Consider the following 12,469-nt stretch of genomic DNA (forward strand, 5'->3'; position numbering starts at 1 on the left):
TGGACGTCACCCCAGCGAAGGCTGGGGTCTTTTGCGGCTCCTGCTGCGCGCCGTCACCAAGAGATCCCAGCCTTCGCTGGGATGACGCCCGTTGCTCGGAATCAGCTGAGCGACTTCCCCACCTGTTCCAGCATATCCTTCGACAGCCCCGGCACCGACAGGATCCGGTCGAGCTGCGCCCGCATCAATTCCCCGCGCGTGCGGTCGAACCGGCGCCAGCGGCCGAGCGGTGGCAGCATCTTGGCGGCGGTCTGCGGATTGATCCGGTCGAGTGCGATCAGCTGGTCGGCGAGGAACCGGTATCCGGCACCGTCGGCGCGGTGGAACGCCTTCTGGTTCATGCTGAACGCGCCGATCAGCGCGCGGGCACGGTTGGGGTTGGTGAGCGTAAAGTCGCGATGCCCGGCCAGCTCCTCGACCTGCTCGAACGTATCGGCACGGGTCGACAGCGCCTGGGTGGTGAACCATTTGTCCAGCACCAGCGGATTGTCGCGGTAGCGGTTGTAGAAGATGTCGAGCGCGGCGATCCGGTCGTCGGAGTCCGAATTGACCAGCGTCATCAACGCGCCCTGACGGTCGGTCATGTTGTCAGCCTGCTCGAACTGGGCAAAGGCGATCGCGTCGGCGTCGCTCGCCCCCGATGCGGCGATATAGCCGAGCGCCACGGTGCGCAGCCGCCGCTTGCCCTTGGCATCGGGAGTATATTCGAACGCATCCGCCTCCGTCGCGGCATAGGCGGCGCGCCATTCGGGCAGCAGCGCCCGGCCGATATCGCTGCGCAGCGCCTCACGCGCGGCAAAGATCGCGTCGGGATCGACCACGCCCATCTGGTCGCCGATGAAGCTGTCCGAGGGTAGCAGGACCGCTTCCGCGACGAACGCCCGGTCGAGGCGGTCGTCGGCCAAGGTGTTGGCGATGGCGTCGATCACCGCCGCGTGATCGCCATGGCCGCTGGCGACCGAGGCGACCAGCGTGTCGAGCATCAGCTGCTGCATCGCTTCGTAGCGGGCGAAGGGATCGTCGTCGTGCGCGCTGAGGAACGCAAGGTCGGCCGACGTCCGATCGGTCTCCACGATCACCGGCGCCGAGAAACCGCGATTGATCGACAGCACCGGGCGTTCGGTGACCGTTTCGAAAGTGATCGTCGCCGCGTCCTGATCGAACAGGAACAGCCGTTCGTCGCTCAAGGGACGGCCGGTTTCCGCACCGAACAGGCGGAGTTTGAGCGGCAGCACCATCGGTTGCTTGGTCTGCTGGCCCGGCGTCGGCGGCACCGCCTGGCGTAGCGACAGCGTGGCGCGACCGCCGCCGGGGAAATGTTCGAGCGTCGCGGACACGCGCGGCGTACCCGCCTGTTCGTACCAGCGGCGGAAGGCGGACAGGTCGACGCCCGAAGCATCCTCCATCGCCACCACGAAATCCTCGCAGGTCGCCGCCGTCCCGTCATGGCGGCTGAAATACAGGTCGGTGCCGGCACGGAATGCCGTCGGCCCCAGGATCGTGGCGATCATCCGCACGACTTCCGCGCCCTTGTTATAGATGGTCGCGGTGTAGAAGTTGCTGATCTCCTGATAGGCGTCGGGCCGGATCGGATGGGCGAGCGGCCCGGCATCTTCGGGGAACTGCGAGGCGCGCAACGACCGCACATCCTCGATCCGCTTGACCGCGGCCGACCCCTGATCGCCTGAGAATTGCTGGTCGCGCAGGACGGTGAAGCCTTCCTTCAACGACAGCTGGAACCAGTCCCGGCAGGTGACGCGGTTGCCCGACCAGTTGTGGAAATATTCGTGGGCGACGACGGCGGCGATCCCATCATAGTCGTAATCGGTCGCTGTATCGGGGTCGGCGAGGATGTAGCGGCTGTTGAAGATGTTCAGCCCCTTATTTTCCATCGCCCCGAAATTGAAATCGTCGACCGCGACGATGTTGAACACGTCGAGGTCATATTCGCGACCATAGACCCGCTCGTCCCACGCCATCGAGGTCTTGAGCGCGCGCATCGCATGGTCGGTCTTCGCCAGATCGGGCGCGCGGACCCAGATGCCGAGCTGCACCTCGCGGCCCGAAGCGGTGACGAACTGCGCGCGATTGGCGACGAGGTCGCCGGCGACCAGCGCGAAGAGATAGCAGGGCTTGGGGAAGGGGTCCGACCATTCCGCCCAGTGGCGGCCGTCGCCCAGATCGCCGGACGCGACCGGATCGCCATTGGCGAGCAGTACCGGGAAGCGCGCCTTGTCCGCGACCATCCGTACCCGGTAGCGGCTGAGGATATCGGGGCGGTCGGGGAAGAAGGTGATGCGGCGGAAGCCCTCCGCCTCGCACTGGGTGCACAGGTTTCCGCCCGAGGCGTAGAGGCCCATCAGCTGGGTATTCGCCTGCGGTTCGATGACGACTTCGGTGGTGATTTCATGGGCGTCGCCGGGCAGGTCGAGCACCAGCGCGCCATCCTCCAGCCGCCAATCATTGTGCGGCGTGCCGTCGACCAACACCGATCGCGGCGTCAATCCGTCGCCGTCGAGTCGCAACGGACCTTCGCCGTTCCGGGTCACCGACAGCGTGGCGGTCACGCGGGTCGCCTGCGGATCGAGATCGAAATCCAGCGCGATTTCCGGCACATGCCATGCCGGCGGGCGATAATCGCTGCGGCGGATGACGGGCGGGGTCATCGGGGTACGCGTCGCATCGACCATCATTATCCTCGACTCTCAATCCATGTCGGCGCCCGCGTTGCGCGGGGCCACGGCACAAGCTACGCCTGTATCTATGGTCGCTTGTCGAAGGATTCCAATGTTCCGTCCAGCCTTGTTGCTCGGTCTTCTCATCAGCACCGCCGCTATCGCGCAGGATGCGCCGCCGGCTCCCGCTCCCGCCGCCCCCACCGCCGCGGAAAGCCAAGCGCGCAATGCCGAGCTGAACGCCGTCCTGCCGCCCGCGCAGGCGGCGATGAAGGCGCATGTCATGTTCCTGGCGAGTGATGCGATGCGCGGTCGCGACGCCGGCTCGCCCGAATATGATATCGCCGCCAATTACGTCGCGTCGCAATTCTATGCGGCGGGGCTGCGCCCGGCGGGCGACGATGGCAGCTATCTGCAGAAGGTGCCGCTGATCAAGGTCGGCCCGGCGGACATGGGCAAGCTGAGCCTGAACGGGCAGGCGCTGACCTTCGGCCAGGATTATCTGCCGGGGGTCAATCCGGCGTCGGCGGAGACGACGCTGGCGGCGCCGGTGGTCTATGTCGGTTACGGCGTGTCGTCGCCGACCCGCGACGACTATGCGGGCCTCGACGTGCGCGGCAAGATCGTGGCGGTGGTGCGCGGTGCGCCCAGCGGCCTCGACAGCGAGGAAGCGGCGCATTTCGGCGGCCTGCCGACCAAGGCGGGGATCGCCAGGGCAAAGGGCGCGGTCGGCATCATCGCGCTCCAGACCCCGGAGGTTTCCGCGCGGATGCCGATGGCCAAGACCGTCGCCACCGCCCAGCCGACCAGCGTCACCTGGGCCGAGGCCGACGGCAAGGGGCACATCATCGGCGGCGGCGTGCCGACTCTGGCGACGCTGAGCGCGGCCGGTGCCGAAAAGCTGTTCGCCGGTTCGGGCACCAGCTGGGCCAAGGCGGCGAGCGCGCTGTCGGGCAAGGGCAAGTTCCGCGGGCTGACGCTGAAGCCGCGTCTCGACGTGGCGATCAAGACGGTCACCACCCCGCTGCCGAGCTACAACGTCGCCGGCATCCTGCCGGGCAGCGATCCGGCCGTCGCGCCGGAAACGGTCATCCTGTCGGCCCATCTCGACCATGTCGGGGTCGGCACGCCGAACAAGAAGGGCGACACGATCTATAACGGGGCGATGGACAATGCGGTCGGCATCGCCTCGCTGATCGAGGAGGCCAAGCGGTTCAAGGCGGCGGGCAAGGCGCCGCGCCGCTCGATCCTGTTCCTGGCGGTCACGGCGGAGGAGAAGGGGCTGGTCGGTTCCGATTACTTCGCCAACAATCCGACGATCGGAAAGGCGCGGATGGTCGCCAACGTCAATCTGGACATGCCGATCATCACCTACAAGTTCAGCGACGTCATCGCGTTCGGCGCGGTGCGATCGAGCCTGGGCGACATCGTGAAGCGTGCGGCGACGACGGCGGGCGCGGCCTTCTCCCCCGATCCGATGCCCGACATGGCGCTGTTCGTGCGGTCGGACCATTATCGGTTCGTGCAGCAGGGCGTGCCGTCGGTGTTCCTGTGGCCGGGCACGTCGGGGCCGGGCAAGGCGGCGGTCGATGCGTTCTTCGCCAATAATTACCACCAGCCATCGGACGAGGTGGTGCAGAGCCCGCCGATCGATTGGGAATCGGGCGAACGCTTCATCAACGTCAATTACCAGATCGCCCGCGACATCGCCGACGCAGCCCAGCGGCCGGCGTGGAACAAGGGCGATTTCTTCGGCACGCTGTATAACGGGTACGGCGCGAAGTAACCCCGGCTAGCCACGTCATCCCGGCGAAGGCCGGGATCCAAGGTTCCGCAAGCGCCGAAGCGTTCGGTTATGCGGCACGGTGGATCCCGGCCTTCGCCGGGATGACGAATTTGGATGACGTGATTGAGGATTTTCATGCGCCTTCTTCCGCTTGCACTGTTGCTGGCATCTACGGGCGCCCTTGCCCAGACCGCGCCCCTGACCCCGGAAGAGGCGGCGATGCGGGCGCATGTCGCGTTCCTCGCGTCGGACGACATGAAGGGCCGCGCGCCCGGTACGCCCGAATATGATCGTGCCGCCGCCTATGTCGCCGAGCAGATGCGCGCCGCCGGCCTGCAACCGGCGGGCGACAACGGCACCTATCTGCAGAGCGTGCCGCTCGCCTCGGCCGTGCCGGCGGGGAAGGGGAGCCTGACCGCCGCCGGGCGGCCGGCACTGACCTTCGGCAGCGATTATCTGACCTCGACCAGCTTCCTCGAACCCGATTTCCGCCGGTCGGGCGAGGTGGTGTTCGTCGGGCGCGGCGTGGTCGATGCGGCGAACGGCATCGACGATTATGCCGGGCTGGACGTGCGCGGCAAGATCGTCGCCTATCTCTATGGCGCGCCGGCCAGCCTGCCGAGCGAGATCCGCGCGCATCTGGCGAGCGGCGATACCAAACGGGCGACGGCGGCGGCCAAGGGCGCGATCGGCGTGATCCAGATCGAGAATACCGAACAGACGCATCGCTATCCCTTCAGCTATCTGATGTCGGTCTATCGCAGCCCACGCATGACGTGGGTCGGCAAGGACGGGCGTCCGCATGTCGCGGGCAGCGGCGCGCCGTCGATCGCGTCGCTCAGCGCGACAGGGGCCGCCAAGCTGTTCACCGGATCGGCGCTCGACTGGGCCGCGGTGGTGAAGGCGGATGCCGCCGGACAGGCGATGCCGCGCGGCGCCACCGGCGTGCGGGTGTCGACGAAGCAGCGCTCCAGGGTGACGCGCTTCACCAGCAGCAACGTCGTCGGCGTGTTGCCGGGCAGCGATCCGGCGCTGAAGGGCGAATATGTCGCGCTGTCGGCGCATCTCGACCATATCGGCATCTCGACCGATCCGACGCTGCCCAAGGGCGCGGACCGGATCAACAACGGGGCGATGGACAATGGCGTCGGCACGGCGGCGATGATCGAAGTGGCGAAGCAATTCGCCGCCGATCCGCGCAAGCCCCGCCGCAGCCTGATCTTCGTCAGCGTGACGGCCGAGGAGAAGGGGCTGATCGGCAGCGAATATTTCGCGCTGCACCCGACCGTGCCCCAGGGGTCGATCGTCGCCGACGTCAATCTCGACATGCCGATCCTGTCCTATCGCTTCGAAGACATGGTCGCGATCGGTGCCGACCATTCGACCGTGGCGCAGGCGGTGGCGCGGGCGGCGGGCAAGCGCGGGATTGCGCTCAGCCCCGATCCCGAGCCGGAAGAGGCGATCTTCGTGCGGTCCGACCATTACAGCTTCGTCAAGGCGGGGATTCCGGCGGTGTCGCTCGACACCGGATGGAAGGGGCCGGGCAAGGCGGCGGTCGCCGATTTTCTGGAGCATCGCTATCACCAGCCGGGCGACGACATGAACCAGACGTTCGACTGGACGGCAGGGCGGATGTTCGTTGCGATCAACCACGACATCGCGCTCGACCTGGCCGATGCGGATGCGCGGCCACGGTGGAACAAGGGCGATTATTTCGGGGTGTTGTATAACGGTTATGGGGCGAAGTGAGCCTGAGCGGCCCGCTGCCGTACCCCCGCGCAGGCGGGGGTCCAGAGCCAGGCAGGACGCCGTTTCGATCGTAATCCTGGACCCCCGCCTGCGGGGGTACGGCGTAGCTGGAGTATCGCTGTGCGCCTGCTGATCTTCGGGTTGGGATATACGTCGCGGGCGATTGCGGCGCGGCTGGAGCCTAGGGGCTGGCGGGTCGTGGGCACGACGCGGGACGGGCGCGACGGCAGCATCGCCTTTGCCGACCGCGACCGGGTGCGGTTCGAGGCGGAACAGGCGACCGCGATCCTGTCCAGCGTGCCGCCGGACAAGGACGGCGATCCGGTGCTGGAACGGTATCGCGACGTGCTGGGCGGGCGGACGCTCGCCTATCTGTCGTCGACCGGGGTGTATGGCGATGCCGGCGGCGGCTGGGTCGATGAGAGTGCGCCGATCGCCGGGCGGCGGGCGAACCGCAATGCGGCGGATGCGGCATGGCTGGCGCTGGGGGCGCGGGTGTTCCGGCTCCCGGGCATCTATGGGCCGGGACGATCGCCCTTGGAGCGGGTGGCGGCGGGGGAGGCGCACCGGGTCGATTGTCCGGGACAGGTGTTCAGCCGGGTGCACGTGGCGGATGTTGCCAAAGGTGTGGCGTATGGCCTCACAAAACCGGCAGGATCGTATAACGTATCCGATAATCTGCCGGCGTCGCAGAACGAAGTGGTGGAATATGCCGCGCGGCTGCTGGGCGTGGCGCCGCCGCCGTTCGTGCCCCTGGAGACGCTGAGTCCGATGGCGCGGGCCTTTTATGGCGAGAACCGGCGGGTGGCGAACGGCAAGGCGAAGCGGCTGCTGGGCTGGGCGCCCGACTATCCCGATTACCGGTTCGGTCTGCGCGCCTTGAGCGCCACCACCAGCCCGGCCAAGGCCAGCGCCGCACCCGCCCCGGCGAGTGGCGACCAGCGATAATCTTCGAACAAAGTTGACAGCAGCATCGCGATGACCGGCACGACGACGCCGTTATAGGCCGCCTTGGCCGGGCCGATCGTGCGAATAAGCCCGTAATACAAGGTGAAGGCGACCGCCGAGGCGATGATGCCGAGGTAGAGCAGCCCGCCAACATAGGACCAGCGCCAGTCGAACACCGGCGGCCCGACGGTCAGGCTGGCATAGGCGGCGTCGATGGCGGCCCCGATCAGCATCGCGACGCCGAGCAGCGGCACCATCGGATAGGCCCGCGCGGTCGGTGTCGCCTGCATGACGTTGGCGACCGATGCCGCGAACACGCCGGCGAGCGCAATGCCCAGCCCCAGCACGACCGCCGGGCCGTTTTCGGGATGCTCGCGCGCTTCGTGGAGGAACAGCAGGGCGACGCCGGCCAGCGCGATCGCCGATCCGACCAGCAGCTGCCGCCCCATGCGCTGCCCGAGGAAAATGCGCGCGAGGATCGAATTGGGCACGACCAGCAGCGCATACATCAGCGCGACCAGCCCCGAGGTGACATATTGTTCGGAGCGGTAGACGAAATTGAAGTTGAGGCAGAATTGCGCAAGGCCAAGGCCGGCGGCGAACAGCCAGCCGCGCCGGTCGAGCCGCACCCGGTCGCCGCGCCACCAGCCCCAGGCGAGCATCGTCACGCCCGCGATGACGAAGCGATAGGTGACCGACCACGACGCCGGCACCACGCCCAATTGGTCGCGGATCACGATCCAGGTCGATCCCCAGATCAGCGTGACGATGGCGAAGGGGATCAGGACCGCCGGGGTCGCCGAACGCGGGGTGTCGCTCATAGCGCGGCGATCGCTTGTGCCAGCGGGGCGACGGTCGCCGCGTCCTGATCCCATGCCACCACCAGTCGCGCTTGTCCCACGCCCCAGTCGTAGAAATCGAACCCCTGCGCGCGCAGGGCGGCGGCTTCGTCGGCGGTAAGGCGCAGGAACACCTCGTTCGCCTCGACCGCATGGACCAGCCGGTCGCCCGCTGCCTGCGCCAGCATCGCCGCCCCGGCATTGGCGACGCGGGCATTGGCGAGCCAGACATCGCCGTCGAGCATCGCCAGCAGCTGCGCGGCGAGGAAGCGGCCCTTCGACGCGAGCAGCCCGGCACGCTTGCGGCGATAGCGGGCGACCTTGGCGAGTTCGGGGCGGAAGAAGACCAGCGCCTCGGCTGACATGCCGCCATTCTTGATGAAGCCGAACGACAGCGCGTCGACGCCCGCCTGCCACGTCACGTCGGCGGGGGTGCAGCCGAGATGGGCGATAGCGTTGGCGAAGCGGGCGCCGTCCATGTGCAGGCCGAGGTTGCGGGCCTTGGCGAGCGCGCCGATCGCGGCGACCTCGTCCGGGGTATAGACCCGGCCGGCCTCGGTCGCCTGGGTGATCGAGACGGCGTGCGGCTGCACCTGATGTACGTCGTCGCGGATGGTCGACAGGAAGGCGTCGATGGTCGGCGCGTCGAGCTTCGCGCCGTCGCCGTCCAGCAGCATCAGCTTGGCGCCATGGGTGTAGAATTCGGGGGCGCCGCCCTCGTCATTCTGGATGTGCGCTTCGGCGTGGCAGACGATGCCGCCATGCGGCGGGCACATCGCGGTCAGCGCGAGGCAGTTGGCCGCCGTGCCGCTCGGCACCCACAGCACCGCCACCTCGCAGCCGAACAGGTCGGCGAAGCGCGCGTCGAGGCGGCGGCTCAGCGCGTCGCCGTCATAGGCGGTGTCCTGTCCGTTCGCGGCGACGATCGCGTCGAGGACGGCGGGACAGGCGGGGGCGGCGTTGTCGGAAAAAAAGCGCATGCCAATGCCTTGGGCGGATCGGGGTTGGGGGTCAACCGGGGGTGCGGAGTCGTTCGCTATCCCGGCGCAGGGCGTGGCTCCGGCGCGCTGCCACATCCCCGCGCAGGCGGGGATCCAGGGTGACATGCGCAACGCTTCGGTCTGGCTGGCGCTGGCCCCCCGCCTGCGCGGGGGTGCGGTCGGTGAGACGTCGAGCTTCCGGTTCGACGGTCGCGGAAGAAGCGGGACCCCGGGTCGAGCCCGGGGTGGCGGGGGGGGTGCTTTCCCGCCATCGTCACTCCCGCGGAGGCGGGAGGCTATTGGCGCTGGCGTTCGGGATGGACGCGCCGGCGTTGCGTCTATGGATTCCCGCCTGCGCGGGAATGACGATAGGGACGCTATGAAGCGCCACATCCCCGCGCAGGCGGGGATCCAGGGTGACATGCGCATCGCTTCGGTCTGGCTGGCTCTGGACCCCCGCCTGCGCGGGGGTACGGTCGGTGGGAACGTCGAGCTTCAGGTTCGGCGGTCGCGGAAGAAGCGGGACCCCGGGTCGAGCCCGGGGTGACGGGGAGGGGGGCGGTGCTTCCCGCCATCGTCACTCCCGCGGAGGCGGGAGGCTATTGGCGCTGGCGTTCGGGATGGACGCGCCGACGTTGCGTCTCTGGATTCCCGCCTTCGCGGGAATGACGAGGGTGCGTTCGCCCTATTGCTCGTCCTCTTCCGGCGGGCGGCGGTCTTCGGGCGGGGGCGGTTCTTCCTCGCGGCGGCGGCGGTCGTTGGGGCCGATGCGGACCTGGCCGTCGCGGTCGAGCGAGACGTCGAAGCCCGGCCCCTCGATCGTCGGCGGCGCGTCGAACGGGTTGCCGAGCATGTCCTGTACCGCGTCGATCGCATTGTCGATCGGTTCGGGTTCGGGCGCCGCGACCGGCACCGGATCGCGCAGGTTCAGCGCCTGTCGCATGAAGTCGCGCCAGATGCGCGCGGGCAGGCCGCCGCCGGCCAGCCCCGGATTAGTGCTGTTGTCGTCATTGCCGAGCCACACCCCGGCGACGATCCCGCCGGCATAGCCGATGAACAGCGCGTCGCGATTGTCCTGCGTCGTGCCGGTCTTGCCGAACGCATCGACCGGCAGGTTGGCGGCGATGCCGGTTCCCTGTCGGATCGAGGCGGCGAGCAGGGTGCGCATCCCCTCCAGCTCGTCACGCGACAGCGTGCGCCGGGTCGAACGCAGCCGGTCGAGCCAGGTCGGTTCGTCCTGTTGCGCCAGGCCGCGCGGGATCACCGGTGCCTCGCCCGCCGCGATCGCGGCATAGGCGCTGGTCAGTTCGAGCAGCGACGTGGTCGAGGTGCCGAGCGCGATCGACGCTTCGTTGGCGATCGGCGTGGTGATGCCGAGGTCGCGGGCGGCGCGGATGACGTTCTTGACGCCGACTTCCTTGGTCAGGCGGGCGGCGGCGACGTTGCTCGACCGCTGGAACGCGCGTTCCAGCGTGATCGTGCCGAGATAGCGCCCGTCGCTGTTCTTGGGGCTCCATTCGCCGATGGTGACCGGTTCGTCGAGCACCTGGCTCTGCGGATTGAGGCCCGATCGCAGTGCGGCGAGATAGACGAACAGCTTGAAGGTCGATCCGGGTTGGCGCCGCGCCTGTACCGCGCGGTTGAACGGGCTGGCGGCGTAATTCTTGCCGCCGACCATCGCGATCACCCGGCCATCGGGGCGCATCGCGACGATCGCGACCTGGGTCTGGCGAAGGCCGGCGTTGCGCACCGCGCGTTCGGCGGCGCGCTGCATGCGGATTTCCAGCGTCGTCGTCACCTTGCGATCCGCGCCGACGCCGCCTTCGCGGTCGCGCGCCTGCGGCAGCACCCAGTCGGCGAAATAGGTGCCCGAGGGCAGGGTGCTGTTGCCGGTGACGCGCAGCACGGCGGGCTTGACGCGGTTCGCCTCGGCCGGGGTGAGGTAGCCCGCGTCCTCCATCGCGCCGACGACGACCGCCTGCCGCGCACGCGCGCCCTTCAGGTTGCTGGTCGGGGCGAGGCGCGAGGGCGCTTTCACAAGGCCTGCCAGCATCGCCGCCTGTCCGACGGTCAGGTCCTTGGGCGCGCGGCTGAAATAATGGCGCGCGGCGGCGTCGAGGCCGTACGCATTGTCGCCGAAATAGGCGTTCGACAGGTAACGAGACATGATCTCGTCCTTGGTCAGCCACGCCTCCAGCCAGAAGGCGATAAGCACCTCGCGAATCTTGCGCGCGGCGGTGCGGTCCGAATCGAGGAACGCGTTCTTCGCCAGCTGTTGCGTGATCGTGCTGGCGCCCTGCCGCACGCCGCCCGCCGCGGTGTTGGTCCACATCGCCCGCGCGATCCCGCGCGGGTCGATGCCCCAATGGGTGCGGAAGCGGCGGTCCTCGATCGCCATGAACGCTTCGGTGACGTGCGCGGGCAGCCTGGCCGCGTCGACCGGCTTGCCGATGTTCGCACCGCGCTCGGCGATCGGCGTGCCTTCCGCCGACAGCAAGGTGATCGACGGCGGGGCGGGCGGTTCGAGCGATTTGGACATCGGCGCGGTGAACGCGAGCCAGCCGATGGCGAGGATCAGCAGCAGGATGAACACGCCCAGCCCGCGCATGGCCCAGCGCAGCCACCAGCGAAGCGGGCGCCGCTTCCTTGCGGCGGGGGGCTTCGGGGGGGCGGGGGCGGCGTGCCCGCGCCGGGGAAGCTGCGGTCATAATCCGCCAGCGCGTCGTCGAACGCGGCCAGCCGCCGGCGCCGCTCCAGTGCCTCGCCGGTCAACGGGGTCGACAGGCGGCCGATCCGGCTGGGATCGATCGGGCCGGAGGGCGGGGACGGGGGATCGTAAGCCATGGTACCGGCCGTGTATTACCGGTCTGATACAGCCTCGGCAAGCGGACTTGCGGTGGGGTGAGGGTGATGTTTTCGATCCAGCGTTGCCGGATGAGGGCGGTGCCGGCCCGCTCCCCCACCCGGCCACCCACACGGTATCCTCGATGGGTGGCCGGGTGGGGGAGCGGGCCGGCACCGCATCCGCCGTGAGGCGGACGAACATGCCGCACGGAACCGGCAGATGGCCCAAACGCTAAACGCCGGCAACGACAGGAGAATCGCCGTGGACGACGATCGTATCTGGAATTTCGAGGAAAGCCTGTGGACCGCCGACGCGGCGCATTACGAGGAATCGGTCGACGACGCATGCCTGATGGTGCTGCCGACGCCGCCGTTCGTGTTCACGGGGCAGCAGGCCATCGACGCGGTCAAGGACACGCCGCGCTGGGAACAGGTGTCGCTGACCGAGCGCCAGGTCGCGCGGCCGCAGGAAGGGCTGATCGTCGTCGCGTACAAGGCGGAGGCGCACAAGGGAGGCGAGGCGTACACGGCGTACTGCACCTCGACCTATCGTTGGATCGAACATGGCGTGTGGACGGTGGTGCAGCACCAGCAGACTCCGCCGCTGACGTCGAAGGGCGAATAGACCGCGACGCCAAATCGTCACCC

At 68.4% G+C, this 12,469-nt stretch carries 9 protein-coding genes; 4 read left to right on the top strand and 5 right to left on the bottom strand.

What is annotated here, in order from left to right; all coding sequences use genetic code 11:
* Positions 1 to 101 precede the first annotated feature (101 nt).
* Entirely contained in the window at positions 102 to 2,690 is a 2,589-nt protein-coding gene (pepN, locus tag PPZ50_RS04240) for an aminopeptidase N (protein ID WP_066689025.1), read from the bottom strand.
* A gap of 97 nt (positions 2,691 to 2,787) precedes the next feature.
* On the opposite strand from pepN, the gene PPZ50_RS04245 reads away from it, so the two are divergent.
* The 3 genes from PPZ50_RS04245 (at position 2,788) to PPZ50_RS04255 (ending at position 7,158) form a co-directional block, all read left to right on the top strand.
* Positions 2,788 to 4,461 (top strand): M28 family metallopeptidase, encoded by a 1,674-nt coding sequence (locus PPZ50_RS04245; protein ID WP_066688906.1) that lies wholly within the window; start codon positions 2,788 to 2,790, stop codon positions 4,459 to 4,461.
* 135 nt (positions 4,462 to 4,596) lie between these two features.
* Positions 4,597 to 6,210, top strand: a complete 1,614-nt coding sequence (locus PPZ50_RS04250; protein WP_066688904.1) for a M28 family metallopeptidase — start codon at positions 4,597 to 4,599, stop codon at positions 6,208 to 6,210.
* 120 nt (positions 6,211 to 6,330) lie between these two features.
* The gene (locus PPZ50_RS04255; RefSeq protein ID WP_066688902.1) at positions 6,331 to 7,158 is read left to right on the top strand and encodes an NAD(P)-dependent oxidoreductase; all 828 of its coding nucleotides are present in this window, start codon (positions 6,331 to 6,333) and stop codon (positions 7,156 to 7,158) included.
* On the opposite strand, the gene PPZ50_RS04260 is transcribed toward PPZ50_RS04255, so the two are convergent.
* The 4 genes from PPZ50_RS04260 to PPZ50_RS04275 all read right to left on the bottom strand — a co-directional run bounded on the left by PPZ50_RS04260 (position 7,068) and on the right by PPZ50_RS04275 (position 11,821).
* Positions 7,068 to 7,979: a DMT family transporter gene (locus PPZ50_RS04260; protein WP_066688898.1), complete on the bottom strand. Its 912-nt coding sequence runs from the start codon at positions 7,977 to 7,979 to the stop codon at positions 7,068 to 7,070. The two genes, PPZ50_RS04255 and PPZ50_RS04260, sit on opposite strands and share 91 nt — an antisense overlap.
* Positions 7,976 to 8,977, bottom strand: a complete 1,002-nt coding sequence (locus PPZ50_RS04265; RefSeq protein ID WP_066688896.1) for a threonine aldolase family protein — start codon at positions 8,975 to 8,977, stop codon at positions 7,976 to 7,978. The genes PPZ50_RS04260 and PPZ50_RS04265 overlap by 4 nt, the downstream gene beginning before the upstream one ends.
* A gap of 685 nt (positions 8,978 to 9,662) precedes the next feature.
* Positions 9,663 to 11,585, bottom strand: a complete 1,923-nt coding sequence (locus PPZ50_RS04270; protein WP_272815719.1) for a transglycosylase domain-containing protein — start codon at positions 11,583 to 11,585, stop codon at positions 9,663 to 9,665.
* Positions 11,552 to 11,821: a hypothetical protein gene (locus tag PPZ50_RS04275; protein ID WP_272815720.1), complete on the bottom strand. Its 270-nt coding sequence runs from the start codon at positions 11,819 to 11,821 to the stop codon at positions 11,552 to 11,554. Before PPZ50_RS04275 ends, PPZ50_RS04270 begins: the two co-directional genes overlap by 34 nt.
* 262 nt (positions 11,822 to 12,083) lie before the next feature.
* Between PPZ50_RS04275 and PPZ50_RS04280 the strand changes: the two genes are divergently transcribed.
* Positions 12,084 to 12,446, top strand: coding sequence for a DUF4440 domain-containing protein (locus PPZ50_RS04280; RefSeq protein WP_066688891.1), 363 nt, complete (start codon positions 12,084 to 12,086; stop codon positions 12,444 to 12,446).
* Positions 12,447 to 12,469: the final 23 nt, after the last annotated feature.

Source organism: Sphingomonas hankookensis (assembly GCF_028551275.1).
GTDB classification, from domain to species: domain Bacteria; phylum Pseudomonadota; class Alphaproteobacteria; order Sphingomonadales; family Sphingomonadaceae; genus Sphingomonas; species Sphingomonas hankookensis_A.

Coding starts and splice junctions, on each gene's coding strand:
- PPZ50_RS04275 (WP_272815720.1), bottom strand. CDS start 11,821: ATGGCTTACGATCCCCCGTCCCCGCCCTCCGGCCCGATCGATCCCAGC.
- pepN (WP_066689025.1), bottom strand. CDS start 2,690: ATGGTCGATGCGACGCGTACCCCGATGACCCCGCCCGTCATCCGCCGC.
- PPZ50_RS04270 (WP_272815719.1), bottom strand. CDS start 11,585: ATGCGCGGGCTGGGCGTGTTCATCCTGCTGCTGATCCTCGCCATCGGC.
- PPZ50_RS04245 (WP_066688906.1), top strand. CDS start 2,788: ATGTTCCGTCCAGCCTTGTTGCTCGGTCTTCTCATCAGCACCGCCGCT.
- PPZ50_RS04265 (WP_066688896.1), bottom strand. CDS start 8,977: ATGCGCTTTTTTTCCGACAACGCCGCCCCCGCCTGTCCCGCCGTCCTC.
- PPZ50_RS04250 (WP_066688904.1), top strand. CDS start 4,597: ATGCGCCTTCTTCCGCTTGCACTGTTGCTGGCATCTACGGGCGCCCTT.
- PPZ50_RS04260 (WP_066688898.1), bottom strand. CDS start 7,979: ATGAGCGACACCCCGCGTTCGGCGACCCCGGCGGTCCTGATCCCCTTC.